Genomic DNA, 18,372 nt, shown 5'->3' with positions numbered 1-18,372 from the left:
GTGGCCGCGACGAGGACCTTCCTAGCACGCACGAGTTCCCCCTCAGCGGTAGAGCAGGTAGTGGCGACGTCTGCGGTCGAACTCGGCCAGCTCGGTCCGCCAGGCGCCGGTGACCTCGTCGACGCCCGCGCCGGCGTCGACCATGGTCCGGAGCCGGTCGGACCCGGACAGCTTGTCGATGTAGTTGTCGGGCCGCCAGGCGAACACGTCCGGGTGCAGGGCCTTCGCCGTGACGAGCATGGCGACCGCGGTCCGGATCGCGTCGAAGGCCCGCGGGTCGTCGACGCTCACCTGCACGCCTCCGCACGTCTGGTTGACGAACTTGCTGAAGGTGGGGACGAAGTAGGTCTCGCGGAACTTCGCTCCGGGCAACTGCTCGTCTTCGAGCTTCTCCCGCCAGCGCCAGTCGAGCCCCGGCGCGCCGATGATCTCGAACGGCCGGGTCGTGCCCCGGCCCTCGGAGAACACCGTGCCCTCGAACATCCCGGTGCCCGGGTAGACGAGCGCGGTGTCCGGCGTCGGCATGTTCGGGCTCGGCAGCACCCAGTTGAGCCCGGTCCGCGCGAAGAGCGTGTCGCGTTGCCAGCCGCGGACCTGGACGACGTCGAGCTGCACTCCTTCGCCCGGCAAGAACTCCCCGGCGAAGAAGCGGGCGAGCTCGCCGACGGTCATGCCGTGCTGCTGGGCGATCGGCTGCCGCCCGATCCCGGAGGCGAACTTCGGGTCGAGCACCGGCCCGGCCGCCCGGCCGCCGAGCGGGTTGGGCCGGTCGAGCACGACGAGGGCAGCGTGCGTCTTCGCGGTGGCCACCATCGCGGTGTAGAGCGACCAGATGTAGGTGTAGAAGCGCGCGCCGACGTCGGCGATGTCGAAGACGACCGTGTCGACGCCGGCCTTGGTGAACAGCGAAGCGAGCTTCGTCGCGTCGACGCCGTACGCGTCGTAGACCGGTATGCCGGTGCGGGGGTCGGTGTAGTCGCCTTCGGAACCGCCGGCCTGCGCGCTGCCGCGGAAGCCGTGCTCGGGCCCGAAGGCCGCCACCGGTTTCACCCCGGCGGCCACCATCGAGTCGACGATGTGGTCGCCGTTCCGCAGGACGCCGGTCGGGTTGGACAGCACGCCCAGCTTGCGGCCTTTCAGTGGTCGCCAGCCCTGCGCGGCCAGCTGCTCCGCGCCGGTGAGCACGCGGCCGTGGCTTTCGGCCTGCTCCGGCTGGGCCCCGGCGACGGCGGAGCCGCCCGCCAGCGCCGGGACGGCGAGCGCGCTCGCGCCGAGGAAGTGGCGCCGGTTGAGGTTCACCAGGTCAGCCCGTGGCCGAACGGGTACTTCACGGTCTGCACGTCCGCGCCCGCCGGGATGTCGACCGGCAGCTTCCCGACCGGCTTCGTCTCGCCGAGGATCACCTTGGCCAGCGCCTCCAGGGTCGGCCCGATGTAGCCGTAGGTCGCGAGCCAGGTCGGCACGGCGCTCGGGTAACCCGCGTCGTACGGGATCTGCGCGGCGACCGCGACGACCGGCTTCCCGGTGGCCTGCAGCGCGTTCAGCAGCTTCGTCTGCAGGGGGTAGGTGGCGATGTTGTTCGTCAGCACGACGACGAGGTCGGCGCTCTGCGCCTTGGCGACGGCCTGCGCGATCTGGGCGTCGGTCGGCGTCTGGCCGGTCTGGTAGGCCGTCGCGGCGGTGCCGTGGGCGGTCAGCTTCTGCGCGAGGGTCGCCGTCGTGGAGACGCCCCAGCCGGTGACGAGCGTCGTCGCGGGCTGCTGCTTCAGGGGCAGGAGCCCGGCGTCGTTCGCGACGGCGGTGATGCCGCGGTCGGCGATGTCCTGCGCGGTCTTCAGGCTCGACGGGGTGCCGACGGTCTGCATGACCCGGTCCGGGGCGGCGAACGGCGAGAAGAGGATGCCGCGTTCGAACTTCAGCTTCAGCACGCGCAACACGCTCTGGTCGATCCGCCGCATCGGGATGTCACCCGACTTCACGGCGGCGAGGACCGAGTTGATGGCGACGTCGAGGTGCACCGGCATGAGCAGCTGGTCGACGCCCGCCTTGAGCGCGAGCACCGGGATTTCGGCGTCGCTGTGCAGCTTGCGCACGCCCTCCATCTCCAGCGAGTCGGTGATCACGACGCCGTTGTAGCCGAGCTCGTGGCGCAGGCGGTCGGTGATGATCGGCTTCGACAGCGTCGCGGGTTCGAGCGACGGGTCGAGGCTCGGGAACTGGATGTGCGCGCTCATGATCGAGTCGACGCCGGCCGCGATGGCGGCCTTGAACGGCGGCACGTCGGTGGCCCGCCACTGCGCCTCGGTGCTGTCGATCCGCGGCAGCCCGGTGTGGCTGTCGGTCGGCGCGGCGCCGTGCCCGGGGAAGTGCTTGGCCGTGGCCGCCACGGTCTTCGTCGGGAAGCCGGAGTCCTGGTAGCCCCGGACCTCGGCCCGGACGAAGTCGCTGGCCAGCCCGGGTTGGCCGGAGAAGGACCGCACGCCGATGACCGGGTTGACGGGGTTGGAGTTGACGTCCGAATCGGGCGCGAAGTCCTGGTTGATGCCGACGGCCCGCAGTTCGCGGCCGAGGATGGTCGCGGCCTGCGTCGCGCGGGCGGTGTCCCGGCCTGCGGAGATGGCCATGGCGTTCGGGAACTCGGTGGCCGGCGCGCCCATCCGCGTGACCGTGCCGCCCTCCTGGTCGGCGGCGATCTGCAGCGGGATGTGCGCCCCGCTCGTGACGGCGGCTCGCTGGAGGCCGTTGGACAGCTTCGCGACCTGCACCGGGTCGTCGAAGTTGTCGCGCGTGTCGTTGTTGAAGTAGATGACCCCGCCGAGGTGGTACTTCTCGATGACCTGGGCCGGGGTGTCGACGCCGAAGTCGCTCTGGTTCTTCGGGTTGACCTCGTCGGCGGTCTTGCCGTTCACCCAGGTGACGAACAGCTGCCCGACCTTCTGCTCGAGCGTCAGCCCCCGCAGCGCCTGCGTCGCCGCGGCTTCCGCTTGCGCGTCCGCGCTCACTCGCGGTGCGCTCGCCGCGGTCGCGACACCCACACCGGTGAGGGCGAGCATCCCCGCGACGGGCAGGGCGAGCGCATGGAACCTCCGATTTCGGGTCGTCACGACCAGCCTCCCAGAAGTAGCGGGCGCCGGCCGGACGTCAGAAGTCCACTCAGAGGCGCCAGTATCGGGAAGCTACTCACCGAATCCGGCGCTGTCCATCGACCGACCGCGCGAACGGCCCAGTCGTACCCGGATCGGTAGGTAAAGACCCCGTTCGCAAGCGACCCCCAGGTCCGAACGGCCGAGACCGACTCCCGTCCCCAATCACGCGAGTCCCTCCCCCAATCATGCGAGATCCGCTCCCGCGCACGCGAGATGCCCCTCTGATCACGCGAGATGCCCCGCCAATCACACGTGATGCCCCTGCAATCACGCGTGAGGCCCGACGTACCCCCCACATGGACGAGGCGGCGCCCGTGGCCGTAGCCACGGGCGCCGCCTGCAAGCGCGAACTTCTCGGGCGACCAAGCGTGCAACTCTGGTCGTACCTACATGGACTCGGCGTGTGGCGTCCCACTACGCAGTCCCTAGACGACGAGCCTCCCGCGGCGCGCTGCGCGTGGGTACCCGGAGTCCGCGCACGGAGGTTTGCCGGGGTGGAACAGGCTTCTCTTCTACCTGTTCCCTGGCCGACCGAACGTCCGCACCTACTTTCTACGCCGTGAGCCGGGTCACTTCAAGTGCGCGGACGGGTGCACCGGTACAGAGGCTGGATCGGGTGACACCGGCACCCTGCGCGACGGACAATTCGGGGCTGGGCCAAGCAAAGCCGGGGCCGTACGGCCGTGTGGGTGGCGGCTGACCGCTACCGGGACCGACGGCGACGGTTGAGGCCGTACCAGGTCGCCCCGGCGGCCACCGCGCCGACGCCGAGCGCGACCATCCCGGCCGACCGCGTCGGGAGCCGGGTGCGCAGCGACATCGGCCGGTCGAAGGCCAGGATCGGCCAGCCGCGGTCGAGGGCCTCGCGCCGCAGGAGCTTGTCCGGGTTGACCGCGTGCGGGTGCCCGACGACCTCGAGCAGCGGGATGTCGGTGCTCGAATCCGTGTACGCGAAGCACTCGGCGAGGTCGTAGCCGTGGGTGGCGGCGAGCTGCTTCGCCGCGACGGCCTTGTTCGCGCCGTAGCAGTAGAAGTCGACTTCGCCGGAGTAGCGGCCGTCGACGATCTGCATCCGCGTGGCGACGCTGCGGGTCGCGCCGAGCATCTCCGCCACCGGCGCGACGACCTCTTCGCCGGTCGCGGACAGCACGATCACGTCGTGGCCGTCCTCGCGGTGGCGGGCGATCAGCTCGGCCGCCTCGGCGTACACGAGCGGGTCGACGACGTCGTGCAGGGTCTCGCGGACGATCGCGGACACCTGGGCGACGTCCCAGCCGGCGCACAACGCGGAAACTTCGGCGCGCAGCCGCTCCGTTTTGTTCTCGTCCGCACCCGCGAGTGAGAACACCAGCTGCGCGTAGGCACTTCGCAACGCCGCGCGACGGTTGATCAATCCTTCTTTCAAGAGCGGCTTGCTGAACGCCAGCGCGCTCGACGAAGCGATGATCGTCTTGTCCAGGTCGAAGAACGCGGCCACCGCGTGCTCCGGGCCCGGCTTCCGGATGCGCGACGGCGCACTGCTCGGTTCGGCCACCCGCCCAGGATAGGAGCTTGATCGAGGCGCGTCCCGTTGATCCACCACGCGCGCGTCGCGCCGGGCGGAAAATCCATGACAGGCAGGCACTTCGGGCGCGCTGTGCCGTTATCGAACTGTGTGCGTCATCCGGTGCGCGAACCGGCGCCGGGCGGAGTTACAGTGATGAAGCCCGGTGTCCAACCGGGCCGGTTCAGTCCGACCCCCCGGGGCTGAACCCACGGCGGCCCCCGTCCCTCCCCCCTGGCGGGGGCCGCCCTCTTACCTCCCGTTTGCCTTTTCCGGCTTTTGTGCCCGCCGCATTCCGCTTACGCGCCGGCGTTCTTACCTTCCGCTTACCTTCGCCGATTTCCGGAATCCCGTGGTGCGGATATCCGCGCCCATTTCCCGCCGCAGATGCGTCGCGGGCGGGCCGGGATCCTGCCACACCCCACCGACGGAACCGGCCCGCGAGCCGGTCCGTGCGCGGCAGTTGTCCACAACACCCCGGTTGTCCACAGCCGGCCTCCCGCCCCGTTGTGCCGCACCGCCCCCGCCCGCGACGGTGGAAGCCGGGCCACCCACGGCCCGCACCGACGACGGGGGAGGAACGCATGACGGGGCAACGACCGCTGGTGATCGCCGCGGACGAAACCGTGCTCGACGAGGTACTGCGCGTGGCCGCGGTCGCGGGCTGCGAACTCGACCGGGCCCCGGACCTGGTCGCGGCGGGCGGGCACTGGGCCCGCGCGCCGCTGGTGGTCCTCGACGAAGAAGCCGCGCGGCTGCCACCCGCACTGCCGCGGCGCGGCGGGATCCTCCTGGTCTGCAAGGGCAGTCCGGGCCCGGAGACGTGGGAGCACGCGTTCCGCGTCGGCGTCGAACGCGTGATCTCGTTGCCGGAGGAAGAGACCGCGCTCGCCGGCGCGTTCGCCGACGTCGTCGAGACACCGGCGGAGCAACCGGGTCTGGTGCTCGGCGTGGTCGGCGGCCGGGGCGGTGCGGGCGCGTCGGTGTTCGCGGCGACGCTGGCGCTGACGGCCGACTGCGACCCGGGTGGCGCGCTGCTGGTGGACTGCGATCCGCTCAGCGGTGGCCTGGATGTGTTGCTCAGCTTGGAAAAGACGCCGGGAGCACGTTGGCCGGACGTACGGCTGAGCGGGCGTGCGTCGGTGTCGTCACTGGCCGCGTCCCTGCCGCAGCGAAGGCACCGCGGTGGCAGCCTGCCGGTGCTGACGTGCGCGTCCGAAGGCGAAGGCCCGGCGGCCGAGTCGCTGTCGGCGATCCTGTCGGCCGGTCGCCGCTCGGGCCGCACGGTGGTGTGCGACCTCCCGCGCACCCTCGGCGAGGCGGCCGAAGAGGTGGTGCTGCGGGCGGACCTGGTGCTGCTGGTGGTGCCGCTGGAGATCCGGGCGTGCCTGGCGGCGAAGAAGGTGCTGAGCCGGCTGTCGAAGCTGACGGCCCGCATCGGCGTGGTCACTTGTGGACACTCGAAGGACCCGGCCGTCCGCACGGCCGCGCTCCTGGGCCCGCCCCTGATGGCCACGATGCCCCCGGAGCGCGGCTTGTGGGCCGCGCTGGAGCGCGGCGAGTTCCCGGTGAAGCGCAAGGGGCCGTTGGCCAAGGCGGCGACCGACATCCTGGCGATCGCCCGCCGCGAAGCCCAGGCGGTCGCCCGATGACGCCCGCGGCCGGCGACCTCCGCCCCACGAGCGCCCCGACCAGAGTGGCCGAGCTCCTGCTGCCGACGGTGCTGACCCTCCTGAGCCGCGGCCCGGCCACCGCGGCGAGCTTCTCGATATTGCTCCCGCCTCAGCCGACGGCACCCGGAACCCGCCTTGCGCAGCAGGGCACCGGCGTTCCCTCGGGACCGCCTCCGAAATCCTGGCCGTCCTCGGGCACCCGCGTCACCGGCCTCGCCGACGTCGAGAAAGGCAGGTGAACCGATGAGCACCGACTTCGTGGACCGCGTCCGCAACCGTCTCGCCGGCGACCGCCGTCAGGCCGATCCGGTCGCCGTCGCGACCGCTGTCCGTGCCGAAGCAGGCGGCGTCCTCGGGCACGAGGCCGTCCTCGACGCGGCCCGCCAAGCCCGCGACGAGTTCGTCGGCGCCGGCCCGCTGGCGCCGCTGCTCGAGGACCCGGCCACCACCGACGTGCTGGTCACCGGCCCGCACGAAGTCTGGACGGACGGCCCGCAAGGCCTCGTCCGCACCGGCATCCACTTCACCGGCGAAGAGTCCGTCCGCCGCCTGGCCCAGCGCCTCGCTCTCGCGGCCGGACGGCGTCTCGACGACGCGCAGCCCTACGTCGACGGCTGGCTCCCCGGCGCCGGTCCTCATGGCCGCATCCGCGTGCACGCGGTCCTCCCGCCGATCGCGGCCGGCGGCACCTGCCTGTCCCTTCGCGTCCTCCGGCCGGCGACGCACGACCTCGCCACCCTCGGGGAGCTCGGCGCGTTCGACGAAGCCGGCGCGAAGCTCCTCCGCACCGTCGTCTCGAGGCGGATGGCGTTCCTCGTCACCGGCGGCACGGGCGCGGGCAAGACCACGCTCCTCGCCGCCCTGCTCGGCGCGGTCGACCCGGGCGAGCGGATCGTCTGCGTCGAGGACGCCGGCGAGCTGCAGCCCGCGCACCCGCAGTTCGTCGGCCTCGTCGCCCGTCCGCCCAATGTGGAGGGTGCCGGTGCGGTCGGCCTGCCCGAGCTCGTGCGCCAGGCGCTGCGCATGCGTCCCGACCGGCTGGTGGTCGGCGAGGTCCGCGGCGCCGAGGTAGGTGCGCTGCTGACGGCGCTGAACACCGGTCACGACGGTGGCGCCTGCACCGTGCACGCCAACTCCCCGGCCGAAGTGCCCGCCCGCATCGAGGCACTGGCCGCGCTCGGCGGCCTCGGCCGTGAAGCCGTGCACAGCCAGCTCGTCGCCGCGATCCGCGTCGTGCTGCACATGCGGCGCGAGCCAGGCGGCCGCCGTCGGCTCGCCGAAGTCGGCGTACTCCGCGCCGAACACGGCCGGGCCCGGGTCGTGCCGGTGTGGCGCGCGGGCCGGTGGACGGTCGATCGCCACCTCTTCGCGACGTTGGGGGCGATCGCGTGCTGAGCCTCTTGCTGGTGCGGATTTCGTTGCTGCTGAACGCTTTCCCGCGCGTCCGAAGGAGGCGCCCGTGATCACCCCGTGGTCCTTGCTCTGCGCCGGAGCGGCGCTGGCGTGCTGGCCCGCCGCGCCGAACCGGCTCCAGCTGGCGATCGAGCCACCGCCCACCGTCCGGATCCCCGAGGCGTGGCGCGTCCTCCGCTGGCTCCTCCCGGCGGCTCTGGCCGGCTTGCTCGCGGGAGCAGGTGGCGCGCTCGCCGCCGTCGCGCTGACGTTGGCGTGGCGCCAGGAGTGGCGAGCCCACCGCCGGGCCACCGCGGACCTCGCGCTGGCCGCGCACACCGCGACCGCGTTGCGGACGATGGTGGCCGAGCTCCGGTCCGGTGCCCACCCGGTCACGGCGGCGGAGGCCGCCGCGGAGGTGGTCCCGGCGGTCGCGGGCGAGCTTCGCGCCCTGGCGACGGCGGCCCGGCTCGACACCGAGTTGCGTGCACCGGCTCTGCCGCAGCTGGCCGCGGCCTGGACGCTGGGCAAGCGGCACGGCCTCCCGATGGCCGACGTCCTCGACTCGGCCCGTCGTGACGCCGAGGCCGGTCTGACGTTCGGCCGCCGGATGCGCGCCAAGCTGGCCGGGCCACGGGCGAGCGCGGCGGTGCTCACCGGGCTCCCGGCGCTGTGCGTGCTGCTCGGCCAGGCCATGGGCGCGGCTCCACTGCCGGTGCTGACCGGCAGCTCACCCGGCCAAGTGCTGCTCGTCGCCGGGTCCGTTCTGCTCTGGGCGGGCACGGCCTGGTGCCGGACGCTGAGCGGACGGGTGCGGATCCGGTGAGCGCCATCGCGGTCCTGCTCTTCGCCGGGGCAGCGCTGAGCTGGCCGGACGAAGCCATCGCCCGGCGTTTCGACTGGCTTTTCGGCGACCCGCAGCCCGTCCGCAGGGTGCACCGCGCAATGCCGTACATCGCGACGGCGGTCGGTGGCGTCTCGGTGGCAGTGCTGGTCGGCGGGGGCGCCGGGGCGGTGGCGGGCGCGACCGTGACCACGACCGGGTGGTGGGCGATCCGCCGTGCCCGCCGTCCGCGACCGGCGGCCGTGGACATCGCGGCCAAACTGCGGCTGGCGGGAACGCTCGACCTCCTCGCCGCCTGCCTGCGCGCCGGACTGCCGGTTTCCTCGGCCCTGGAGGCGGTGGCCGGCACGGCGCCCGCGGCCGCGAGGCCGGCGCTGAGCTCGACGGCCAGGCTGCTCGCTCTCGGCTCCCGGCCGGACGAGGCCTGGGCGCCGGTACAAGCCGTCCCGGGCCTCGGGGAGCTGGCGGCCGCGGCGATCCGCACGTCCCGCTCGGGCGCAGCGTTCGCCACGGCGGCGGCCGACCTCGCCGGCCGCTTCCGCGACGAGCTGGCCACCGAAGCCGAGGAACGCGCGGAACGGGCCGGGGTAGCGCTCGCCCTACCGGTCGGGCTGTGCTTCCTGCCCGCCTTCTTCTGCCTCGGCGTGCTGCCGGTCGTCCTCGGCCTCGCGGGACGGCTCGGCCCGCTCTTCTGACCCAGAACTCCTATGGAAGGGAAACCCCATGCGCGCGTTCCGCCGACGGCCCCGCTCGGACGAAGGTTCCACGACGGTCGAGTACGCCATCGTCACGGTCGCCGTCGCGGCCTTCGCTGCCGTCCTCTACTCCTTGCTGACCGGGGACTCGGTCGTCTCGTGGCTGACGAACCTGGTCATGAAGGCCCTGTCGGTCCCGTCATGAGACGCGACGAAGGTTCGGTAACGGTCGAGGCCGCGCTCGGCTTGGCCGGCTTGACGGTGGTGACGGTCCTGCTGGTCGCGGGCCTCATGGCCATGACGAGCCAGCTCCGTTGCACCGACGCGGCCCGCGAGGCAGCGCGGCTGCTGGCGAGGGGCCAGCCCGGAGAGGCAGCGGCCGCGGTCCGGAAGATAGGCCCCCCGGACGCGAGGCTGGCCTTCGAACGAACCGGCGACGAGATCACGGCAAAGGTAACGGCCCACCCAGCGGCCAACCTGCTCCCGGCGATCCACCTCGACGCCACGGCCTACGCGGTGGCCGAGCCGGGCACGGAGGTGACGGATGCCCCGGGCTGACGGGCAAGCCGAAGACACCGGAGCGGCCACGATCTGGACGGCAATGGCGGTGGCGGCCCTGACCGGAGTGGCAACGCTCGCGTTGTGGCTGGGAGCAACACTGACGGCTCGCCACCGAGTGGAGTCGGCAGCAGACCTGGGTGCGTTGGCCGCGGCTTCCCACGCGAGCGAAGGCCAGGCCCGGGCATGCGAACGCGCGAGATGGGTGGCCGAACGAATGGCAGTGACGCTCCGAACGTGCCGATGGCAAGGACTCGACGCGCTGGTGGAGGTGGAAGCGCGAGGCCCAGCCTTCGCAGGCCTGCCGAACCCATCCGCCCACGCCCGCGCCGGCCCAGCGAGCGCCCCAGCGCTCCCGGCGCCCGCACAGCGGGGAGGCCTCGGCGACACGCCCACCAGCCCGCACCGCACCCACGGGTGACCCCGCGCCGCACCCACGACGGCCCCGCTCGGCACCCACGGGCCGCTTCGTGCCGCATCCACGGGTGGCCTCGCTCGGCACCCGCGGTGACCCGGCTCGGCACTCACGGGTCGCTTCGTGCCGCATCCGCGGGTGGCCTCGCTCGGCACCCGCGGTGACCCGGCTCGGCACCCACCGGTGGCTCCGCGTCCGCGGGTGAACCATTCCGTCCAGCGATGGCTGTGGGGATCGGCTCCTCCCGGCGGTAGGGCTCTGAGCCCACGGTGAACCATCCCGAGCCGCAGGGAGCTCCGCGACCGGCGGCCTCGGTGCCATGCCCAGTCCGGTCGGGGCCGCACGGCTGAGGCGCGGCCTGCCATCAAGTTGGCTCCGGCGGCGGAGCGCGGCCTCCCGCCGGCACCCGCCAAGCTGGCCGTCACCCACCCGGCGGGTGGTGTCGCACTTATGCGACACCACCGCCCAGCGGACGCCGACCGGTCGGTATGGCGCGTTGACCGGCTCATCGCCGGGCCCGGGCGATGAGCGGCCGATTGTCACGGGCAGCGGTCGTTGATGCACGGTGAGCGGTCGAAGGGGCCGTCCACCTGCGCCGAAGCGATGCGTCAACGCCGCCGAACCAGCGTCCGGGACCCCGCGGATCCTGGGGTTTCCCGCGACGAACGGTCCCTGTGCGGTTGCCGTTCACCGTCCAGCCGTGCCGCGGGATTCGGTCGGGCCGTATGGATCACTGGGCGTTCATCGCCTCGTAACCACCGGTTGTCGCGCGGGGGTTCCGGGCAATGTGCAACTTGCCGTTAAGTGAGATGTGCGACACCACGACCGGGTTTAGCGGGTCGCTGAGAACCGGAACTTGAAGGCAGGAAACACAATGTTGGACGCGAATTGGCCGGACAGCTGGCGCGGTGCCTTCCGCATCGAACTGCGGGCGGAGGCGATCGGTCTCGCCTGGCGCGGCTGGCCGGTGCTCCCGGGCGTCAACCCCGCTCCGCTCACCGACGGCGACGACCTCACCTGGCGCCGTCCGGTTCCGGCCAGTGACGCCTGGCGCGAGCAGCTCGGCACCCACGCTCACGAGGTCGCCACCTGGTTCTCCGACCGCACCCACAGCCTGCTCGTCGCCACCGGCACCGTGCTCGACGCCGTCGAGGTCGACGACGAACTCGGCAAGCGCGCCTGCCGCCTCCTCCGCGCCATCGGCCACCCCGCGCCCATCATCGCGCTGCCGAACGGCCGCTGGCTCTTCCTCACCACCGTCGCCGACAGCATCCCGGCCGAACTGGCCACCCGCGCCGCCATCCAGTGGCACGGCAAGGACAGCTACATCCCGCTGCCGCCGTCGCCGTTCCAGCACGGTGTCGTGCACTGGCGCGTCAAGCCCGAGGTCTGCGGCTGGCAGCTGCCGGACGCCGCCGAGGTGCACGACGTCCTCGTCCGCGCGCTGGCCGGTGCCGCAGCCCCGCAGCTGGTCCAGACCAGCGCGGCCTGACCCAGCGGTCTGAACCACCGAACGACCACCCCGAAGGCCGGTCCCAGCCCGGCCGAGGCGGCGCAGGACACAACTCCATGGACCACCAAGTGGCCGTTCTAGGCACCGTGTCGACGCAACGCCCCGAGCACGGTGCCCAGCACGGCCACCGCCCCCGCCTTGTCCAGCGGTTCGTTGCCGTTCCCGCACTTCGGCGACTGAACGCAGGACGGGCACCCCGTCGGGCACTCGCAGGAGACGATCGCCTCCCGCGTTGCGGCCAGCCACGGGACAATCGCGGCATAACCGCGTTCGGCAAATCCCGCACCCCCGGGATGCCCGTCATGCACGAACACCGTCGCCTCCCCGGTGTCTTCGTGCCACGCGGTACTCACCCCGCCGATGTCCCACCGGTCGCACGTAGCGAACAGCGGTAGCAGGCCGATCGCCGCGTGCTCGGCGGCATGCAGGGCACCGGGGACCCGTGCCGGAACCAATCCGGCACCCCCCGGTGCCCTGCCACCCTCGTGAACGGGCCCCCGACCGTTCGCCAGGGGTTCCTCCCCGGTCCCCACCGGCCCCGCAGATTCGGTCCCCACCCGATGGCCCCCGGTCCCCGCCTCGCCATCGGCTGTGGAGTTCCCGAGCAGTTCCGCGGACACCGTGTACCAGACCGCACGCGTGCGCAAACTCTGCTCCGGTAGGTCGAGCGGCGTGTGGTCCAGCACCTCCCCGGACGGCCGCCGCCGCAGGTAGCCGACCACCTGCGACGTCACGGCCACCTCGCCGAGGCAGACGCTCACCCCGCCGTAGTCCTGCTTCTCCTGGGTGCTCAGCACCGAGATGTCGACGATTTCGCGCGGTGTCGTCGTCCAGTCCGGGTTCTCCGCGTGCACCAGCGCCAGCCCGGTTTCCAGGTCCAGCTCATCGACGACGTACGACGCGCCCTGGTGCAGGTACACCGCGCCCGGGTGCACGGCGAAGCAGGCCGAGCCCGGATCGACCGTCCCGAGCATCCGGCCGGAGTCCGATTCGACCACCGCGATCTGCTCCCCGCCGGTGCCGCGAATGCCGACCTCGGCGTGCGGCCGGTCCCGCGAAGTCCAGTACCAGCCGCTCGACCGGCGCCGCACCAGCTTCTGCTCCGCCAGCTCGGCCAGCACTTCCTGGGCCGCCGCACCGCCGAACACCTCCAGCTCGGGCAGCGTCAACGGCAGCTCGGCCACGGCGCACGCGAGCTGCGGCGCCAGCACGTACGGATTCGCCGGATCGAGCACCGCCGTCTCGACCGGGCGCGACAGCAGCGCCGCCGGGTGGTGCACCAGGTAGGTGTCGAGCGGATCGTCTCGCGCGACGAACACCACCAGCGCCGAGTCGCCGGAGCGGCCCGCCCGGCCGGCCTGCTGCCAGAACGATGCGAGCGTGCCCGGGTAGCCGGCCAGCACCACCGCGTCCAAGCCCGCGATGTCGACGCCGAGCTCCAGCGCGTTCGTCGTCGCGACGCCCAGCAACCGCCCCGACAGCAGCGCCGCCTCCAGTGCGCGACGCTCCTCCGGCAGGTAGCCGGACCGGTACGCTGCAACGGTTTCCGCCAGCATCGGGTCCACTTCGGACAGAATGCGCCGAGCGCCCAGCGCCGCCAGTTCCGCACCCCGCCGCGACCGGATGAACGCCAGCGACCGCGCCCCCTCCAGGACCAGGTCGGCGAGGATCCGCGACGTCTCCGCACCCGCCGATCGCCGGACCGGCGCGCCGTTCTCCCCGGTCAGCTCCTCCAGCAGCGGCGGCTCCCACAGCGCGACCGTCCGGGCCCCGCGCGGCGAGGCGTCCTCTGTCACGGCGACGCACGGCACCCCCGTCAGCCGCGAAGCGAACGAAGCCGGCGAAGCCGTCGTCGCGGATGCGAGCACGAAGACCGGCGAAGCGCCGTAGTGCTCGGCAACCCGCCGAAGCCGGCGAAGCAGCAGAGCGACGTGCGAGCCGAAGACGCCGCGATAGCTGTGGCACTCGTCGACGACCACGCAGCTGAGCCGCCGGAAGAACGTCGCCCACCGGCCGTGCGCCGAGAGGATCCCGCGGTGCAGCATGTCGGGGTTGGTGAACACCCAGTTGGCGTGCGCGCGCACCCAGTCGCGCTCCGCCATCGGCGTGTCCCCGTCGAACGACGCCGCCCGCACCCCCGGCACGTCCAAAGAGGACACCGATCGCAGCTGGTCGGCCCCCAGCGCCTTGGTCGGCGACAGGTACAGCGCGTTCGCCTTCTCGCCCGCCGCGAGCCGGGACAGCACCGGCAGCTGGTAGGCGAGCGACTTGCCCGACGCCGTCCCCGTCGAAACCACGACGTGCCGGCCCTCGTACGCGTGCGCCGCCGCCTCCGCCTGGTGCGCCCAAGGCGCCGAGACGCCGCAGTCACGCAGCGCAGCGACGACCGCCGGATCCACCCACGACGGCCACTCCGCGTAGCGCGCGGCGCGGCCCGGCAGGTCCGCGACGTGCGTGACCGGGTGCTCGCGCGACGGGGTGCCGGCGGTCACCCGCCTCAGCAGCCGCTGCCCACGTGATTCGTCCACCTGCCGAGCTTGGCACAGGGGTCCGACAGTTCCGGGCATCCCCAGCTGCGCCAACGGATCGGCGGCAGGGGGATCGATCAAGTGAGGAGGCTCACAAGGTAACGGAATGTACCGTCACCGGGACGGCGTGAAGACGCTGGTTGCGATACCAATACACTCCCGCAATCCACACCCTCTGTGGTGAGCGTCATGTGAGACGTGCATTGCTGCCCGGCTAGCGTGTCGCTCGGTACAGGGTCCATGCCAGCGCCGGCCGTGTCGAACCTCGGCTTGCCGTCGACGCTGGCGATCGGCGACGTCTCATGGAGGACGAATGTCACGGCAGTTCCTCGCGGAGGGCGGCGAAAAAATCGCCCTCTCCGGAGGTGGCTACACGATTGTCGGTGTAGTCGCCGTGGTCGCGCTTGCCGCACTCGTCATCGGCTACGTCCTGCTCAAGGAGGTGCTGGCCGCAGGCCAGGGCACCGCCAAGATGCAGGACATCGCCAAGGCGGTGCAGGAAGGCGCGGCCGCGTACCTCAAGCGGCAGCGGAACACCCTCGCCATCTTCGGCGTGATCGTGTTCCTCCTGCTCTTCATCCTTCCCGCGGACGACTGGAACGAGAAGATCGGCCGCTCGATCTTCTTCCTGGTCGGTGCGGGTTTCTCGTTCGCGATCGGCTACCTCGGCATGTGGCTGGCGACGCAGGCGAACCTGCGCGTCGCGGCCGCGTCGCGTGAGGAAGGCGGCCGCGAGAAGGCGATGCGCGTCGCGTTCCGCACCGGTGGCGTGGTCGGCATGATCACCGTCGGCCTCGGCCTGTTCGGTGCCGCGGTCGTCGTGCTGGTCTACACCGGCCAGGCGCCCAAGGTGCTGGAGGGCTTCGGCTTCGGCGCCGCCCTGATCGCGATGTTCATGCGTGTCGGCGGCGGTATCTTCACCAAGGCCGCCGACGTCGGCGCGGACCTGGTCGGCAAGGTCGAGCAGGGCATCCCGGAGGACGACCCCCGCAACGCCGCGACGATCGCGGACAACGTGGGCGACAACGTCGGTGACTGCGCCGGCATGGCCGCGGACCTCTTCGAGTCCTACGCCGTCATGCTGGTCGCCGCGCTGATCCTGGGCAGCACCGCCTTCGGCGTGCACGGCCTGATCTTCCCGCTGATCGTGCCGGCCATCGGCGTGGTCACCGCCGTCATCGGGGTCTACATCACCAAGGCGCGGGCGGGCGAAGGCGGTCTGGTCACGATCAACCGCTCCTTCTACATCTCCGCGGTGATTTCCGCGGTGCTGTCGGCGATCGCGGCGTTCGTGTACCTGCCGAGCAGCTTCTCCGACTTCGGCGCGGACTTCGCCCAGACCACCGGCAACCCGGCGGTCATCGCGACCGTCGCGGTGATCATCGGCATCGTGCTCGCGGCGATCATCCTGAAGCTGACCGGGTACTACACCGGCACCGAGTACAAGCCGGTCAAGGACGTCGGCCGCACCTCGGAAACCGGCCCGGCGACGGTCATCCTGTCCGGCATCTCGGTCGGTTTCGAGTCCGCTGTGTACACCGCCCTCGTGATCGCCGCCGCCGTGTTCGGCGCCTACCTGCTGGGCGGCGGCATCGCGCTGTTCGCCGTGGCGCTGGCCGGCACCGGCCTGCTCACCACGGTCGGCGTCATCGTCGCGATGGACACCTTCGGCCCGGTTTCGGACAACGCGCAGGGCATCGCCGAGATGTCCGGTGACGTCGACGAGAAGGCCACGCAGATCCTCACCGAGCTCGACGCGGTCGGCAACACCACCAAGGCGATCACCAAGGGCATCGCGATCGCCACCGCGGTCCTCGCGGCGACGGCGCTGTTCGGTTCCTATTCGGACGCGATCACGAAGACGCTGTCCGGCATGGGCACCGGCGTGGTCACCGGTCTCGACGCGGCGAAGTCGTTCGTCAACGAGATCGTCAGCCCGAACACGCTCGTCGGCGTGATCATCGGTGCGGCCGTGGTGTTCCTCTTCTCCGGCCTCGCGGTGAACGCGGTCTCCCGCGCCGCCGGTGCGGTCGTCTTCGAGGTCCGCCGCCAGTTCCGCGACATCCCGGGGATCATGGAGGGCACCACCCGCCCCGAGTACGGCAAGGTCGTCGACATCGTCACGCGCGACTCGCTGCGTGAGCTGACGACGCCGGGTCTGCTGGCGGTCTTCGCCCCGATCGCGGTCGGTTTCGGCCTCGGCACCGGCGCGCTCGCCGGCTACCTGGCCGGCGCGATCGCCTGCGGCACCCTGATGGCGATCTTCCTCGCCAACTCCGGTGGCGCGTGGGACAACGCGAAGAAGCTGGTCGAGGACGGCAACCACGGTGGCAAGGGCTCGCCCTCGCACGAGGCCACCATCATCGGTGACACCGTCGGTGACCCGTTCAAGGACACCGCGGGCCCGGCGATCAACCCGCTGATCAAGGTGATGAACCTGGTCTCCGTGCTGATCGCGCCGGCCGTCGTGCAGTTCTCGATCGGCCCCGACGAGAACGCCGCCCTCCGCATCATCATCTCGCTCGTCGCGGTCGCGGTGATCGTGGCGGCGATCGTGGTGTCGAAGCGGCGGGGCACCGTCATCTCCGACACCCCGGCCGAGATCAAGGCCTGAGTTCCACGGTCGACCCCGGGCCCGGTGCGCAACGACGCGTGCCGGGCCCGGGGCTTGCCGTCCCAGAAAGGCCGCGCGACTTGCGAAGCAGCACCGAGTCGGTACCGTCTGGGCAGCCGGGACGTCGTCGGGCAGGAGGTGCGCGGGTGCGGCAGCGGTCGACCGTCTTCGCCGCCCTGACCACGACGATCGCCATCGGTCTCGCCGGGTGCGGGCAGCCTTCCCCGGTGCAGTCGCCGCCGCGGGACCAGAGCTTCCCCGTGACGACCGTGGTTCCCCAAGCCGATCCCGCCGCGACGTGGGCGGGCGGCTACTGCGACGCGGTGACGCACCTGGTCCGCGCGCTCGCGGAGTTGCCTGCCGTCGACCCGAGCACCCCGCAGAACGCGTCCCGGACGTCCAGTGACCTCCTGTCGTCGGTCGTCGACGGGCTCGACGAGAGCCTGGCCGGCCTGAAGGCGCTCGGGGCGCCGCCGGTGGTGTCGGCGGACGGCGGCCGCAAGGACGTCATCGCCCAGTTCGCCGGCATCCGCGCGGAGGCCGAGAACGCGCGACGGCGCATCGGGGCGGCCCGCGGGAACGCAGCGGCGACGAAGGACGCCCTCGGCCAGGCCAGGGCGACGCTCGACCGCATCGACGCGCTCGACTACCTCAAGGGCCTCAAGGACGTGCCGGCCCTGGCGGCGGCGCAACAGCGCGCGCCGTCCTGCCGACGGCTGGATCAGCCTGCCGGCTGAAGATCCGCGCGGGACCTGCCGCGAATCGAACTTGTGTTCTAGTATGGCGCGGTGGATCGGACGATCTCGCTCTTCTCCGCGGAGGCCAGCGGGCCGGGTCTGGGCGACCTGGCCGGCCTGTTGTGCTGCCACGGCCAGATCACCGGTTTCGGGCGCACGGCCGCCCGGCTGTCGGTGGTCGTCGAGGAGCCGTGGCGGGCCCACGTCCTGGCCGGCGAGTTCCGCTGTCGCGGCGCGGACGCGCAGGTCTCGAAGGCCGAATGCGGCCGTCCGCAGGTGCGCACGTCGTTCCGGGTCGACCTGCTGCCGCTCGCGGTGCGGTGGCTGCGTGAGGGCTGCGTGGGGCCGGCCGAGGACGACTCGGGCAAGGCGGTGCCGGACGGCTTCCGGCTGAGCGGCGCGATGCTGCGGATGTGGGCGCTGGCCGGTGGCCGCCCCGGCACGCAGGGCTACCTGCTGGGCGTCGACCCGCTCGCCCCCGGCATGCACGAGCGGCTAGTTGAAGCGCTGACGCCGTTGGGCGTCGCGGCGAAGCTGACGGGTCCGAAAGCCGAGGTACCGGCCGTCAAGGTCACCGGAAAACGCCGGTTGGAGGCGCTGCTGGAGCTGATCGGGGAGCCGCCGCCCGGCGCCGAGGCGGCGTGGCCGGGCGCGACACCGCAACCGGTCCCGCACCCGGAGGCCGTGACGAGCACGGCCTGACCGGGTGCGAGG

The 18,372-nt window shown here is 72.1% G+C and carries 16 protein-coding genes; 12 read left to right on the top strand and 4 right to left on the bottom strand.

What is annotated here, in order from left to right; genetic code table 11:
* Positions 1-42 precede the first annotated feature (42 nt).
* The 3 genes from ACLJPY_RS29835 to ACLJPY_RS29825 form a co-directional block, all read right to left on the bottom strand.
* Complete coding sequence (locus ACLJPY_RS29835; protein ID WP_410593424.1) at positions 43-1,299, bottom strand: exo-beta-N-acetylmuramidase NamZ domain-containing protein; 1,257 nt, start codon at positions 1,297-1,299, stop codon at positions 43-45.
* Positions 1,296-3,053, bottom strand: coding sequence for a glycoside hydrolase family 3 protein (locus ACLJPY_RS29830; RefSeq protein WP_410593550.1), 1,758 nt, complete (start codon positions 3,051-3,053; stop codon positions 1,296-1,298). The genes ACLJPY_RS29835 and ACLJPY_RS29830 overlap by 4 nt, the downstream gene beginning before the upstream one ends.
* Positions 3,054-3,849: 796 nt before the next feature.
* Positions 3,850-4,680 (bottom strand): HAD family hydrolase, encoded by an 831-nt coding sequence (locus ACLJPY_RS29825; protein ID WP_410593422.1) that lies wholly within the window; start codon positions 4,678-4,680, stop codon positions 3,850-3,852.
* 593 nt (positions 4,681-5,273) lie between these two features.
* On the opposite strand from ACLJPY_RS29825, the gene ssd reads away from it, so the two are divergent.
* From ssd to ACLJPY_RS29780, 9 genes are all read left to right on the top strand, one after another.
* Complete coding sequence (gene ssd, locus ACLJPY_RS29820; RefSeq protein WP_410593420.1) at positions 5,274-6,341, top strand: septum site-determining protein Ssd; 1,068 nt, start codon at positions 5,274-5,276, stop codon at positions 6,339-6,341.
* On the top strand, positions 6,338-6,601 hold the full coding sequence (locus ACLJPY_RS29815; RefSeq protein WP_410593418.1) for a hypothetical protein: 264 nt from the start codon (positions 6,338-6,340) through the stop codon (positions 6,599-6,601). The genes ssd and ACLJPY_RS29815 overlap by 4 nt, the downstream gene beginning before the upstream one ends.
* Before the next feature lie 4 nt (positions 6,602-6,605).
* Positions 6,606-7,757, top strand: coding sequence for a TadA family conjugal transfer-associated ATPase (locus ACLJPY_RS29810; RefSeq protein WP_410593416.1), 1,152 nt, complete (start codon positions 6,606-6,608; stop codon positions 7,755-7,757).
* A 64-nt stretch (positions 7,758-7,821) separates the two neighbouring features.
* On the top strand, positions 7,822-8,580 hold the full coding sequence (locus ACLJPY_RS29805) for a type II secretion system F family protein (protein WP_410593415.1): 759 nt from the start codon (positions 7,822-7,824) through the stop codon (positions 8,578-8,580).
* On the top strand, positions 8,577-9,293 hold the full coding sequence (locus tag ACLJPY_RS29800) for a type II secretion system F family protein (protein ID WP_410593413.1): 717 nt from the start codon (positions 8,577-8,579) through the stop codon (positions 9,291-9,293). The genes ACLJPY_RS29805 and ACLJPY_RS29800 overlap by 4 nt, the downstream gene beginning before the upstream one ends.
* 28 nt (positions 9,294-9,321) lie before the next feature.
* Complete coding sequence (locus ACLJPY_RS29795; RefSeq protein ID WP_410593411.1) at positions 9,322-9,498, top strand: DUF4244 domain-containing protein; 177 nt, start codon at positions 9,322-9,324, stop codon at positions 9,496-9,498.
* On the top strand, positions 9,495-9,851 hold the full coding sequence (locus ACLJPY_RS29790; protein ID WP_410593409.1) for a TadE family type IV pilus minor pilin: 357 nt from the start codon (positions 9,495-9,497) through the stop codon (positions 9,849-9,851). The genes ACLJPY_RS29795 and ACLJPY_RS29790 overlap by 4 nt, the downstream gene beginning before the upstream one ends.
* Positions 9,838-10,272 (top strand): Rv3654c family TadE-like protein, encoded by a 435-nt coding sequence (locus ACLJPY_RS29785; RefSeq protein ID WP_410593407.1) that lies wholly within the window; start codon positions 9,838-9,840, stop codon positions 10,270-10,272. Before ACLJPY_RS29790 ends, ACLJPY_RS29785 begins: the two co-directional genes overlap by 14 nt.
* An 868-nt stretch (positions 10,273-11,140) precedes the next feature.
* The gene (locus ACLJPY_RS29780) at positions 11,141-11,758 is read left to right on the top strand and encodes a bifunctional DNA primase/polymerase (protein ID WP_410593405.1); all 618 of its coding nucleotides are present in this window, start codon (positions 11,141-11,143) and stop codon (positions 11,756-11,758) included.
* 98 nt (positions 11,759-11,856) lie between these two features.
* Here the strand turns inward: ACLJPY_RS29780 and ACLJPY_RS29775 are convergent, their stop codons facing one another.
* Complete coding sequence (locus ACLJPY_RS29775; protein WP_410593403.1) at positions 11,857-14,346, bottom strand: DEAD/DEAH box helicase; 2,490 nt, start codon at positions 14,344-14,346, stop codon at positions 11,857-11,859.
* A 274-nt stretch (positions 14,347-14,620) separates the two neighbouring features.
* Between ACLJPY_RS29775 and ACLJPY_RS29770 the strand changes: the two genes are divergently transcribed.
* The 3 genes from ACLJPY_RS29770 to ACLJPY_RS29760 all read left to right on the top strand — a co-directional run bounded on the left by ACLJPY_RS29770 (position 14,621) and on the right by ACLJPY_RS29760 (position 18,360).
* Entirely contained in the window at positions 14,621-16,921 is a 2,301-nt protein-coding gene (locus tag ACLJPY_RS29770; protein ID WP_410593401.1) for a sodium-translocating pyrophosphatase, read from the top strand.
* Positions 16,922-17,067: 146 nt separating this feature from the next.
* Positions 17,068-17,658, top strand: coding sequence for a hypothetical protein (locus ACLJPY_RS29765; protein WP_410593400.1), 591 nt, complete (start codon positions 17,068-17,070; stop codon positions 17,656-17,658).
* A 51-nt stretch (positions 17,659-17,709) separates the two neighbouring features.
* The gene (locus ACLJPY_RS29760) at positions 17,710-18,360 is read left to right on the top strand and encodes a hypothetical protein (RefSeq protein WP_410593398.1); all 651 of its coding nucleotides are present in this window, start codon (positions 17,710-17,712) and stop codon (positions 18,358-18,360) included.
* Positions 18,361-18,372 lie beyond the last annotated feature (12 nt).

This window comes from Amycolatopsis sp. lyj-23 (assembly GCF_046549135.1).
Classification (GTDB): domain Bacteria; phylum Actinomycetota; class Actinomycetes; order Mycobacteriales; family Pseudonocardiaceae; genus Amycolatopsis.
The sequence above is the reverse complement of the archived record's forward strand: the minus strand, read 5'-3'. Positions and strand labels throughout refer to the sequence as shown.

Excerpts from the sequence above, each read along its gene's own strand:
- ACLJPY_RS29830 (WP_410593550.1), bottom strand. The coding sequence starts at position 3,053 with ATGCTCGCCCTCACCGGTGTGGGTGTCGCGACCGCGGCGAGCGCACCG.
- ssd (WP_410593420.1), top strand. The coding sequence starts at position 5,274 with ATGACGGGGCAACGACCGCTGGTGATCGCCGCGGACGAAACCGTGCTC.
- ACLJPY_RS29815 (WP_410593418.1), top strand. The coding sequence starts at position 6,338 with ATGACGCCCGCGGCCGGCGACCTCCGCCCCACGAGCGCCCCGACCAGA.
- ACLJPY_RS29810 (WP_410593416.1), top strand. The coding sequence starts at position 6,606 with ATGAGCACCGACTTCGTGGACCGCGTCCGCAACCGTCTCGCCGGCGAC.
- ACLJPY_RS29795 (WP_410593411.1), top strand. The coding sequence starts at position 9,322 with ATGCGCGCGTTCCGCCGACGGCCCCGCTCGGACGAAGGTTCCACGACG.
- ACLJPY_RS29790 (WP_410593409.1), top strand. The coding sequence starts at position 9,495 with ATGAGACGCGACGAAGGTTCGGTAACGGTCGAGGCCGCGCTCGGCTTG.
- ACLJPY_RS29785 (WP_410593407.1), top strand. The coding sequence starts at position 9,838 with ATGCCCCGGGCTGACGGGCAAGCCGAAGACACCGGAGCGGCCACGATC.
- ACLJPY_RS29780 (WP_410593405.1), top strand. The coding sequence starts at position 11,141 with ATGTTGGACGCGAATTGGCCGGACAGCTGGCGCGGTGCCTTCCGCATC.
- ACLJPY_RS29775 (WP_410593403.1), bottom strand. The coding sequence starts at position 14,346 with ATGCCCGGAACTGTCGGACCCCTGTGCCAAGCTCGGCAGGTGGACGAA.
- ACLJPY_RS29770 (WP_410593401.1), top strand. The coding sequence starts at position 14,621 with ATGTCACGGCAGTTCCTCGCGGAGGGCGGCGAAAAAATCGCCCTCTCC.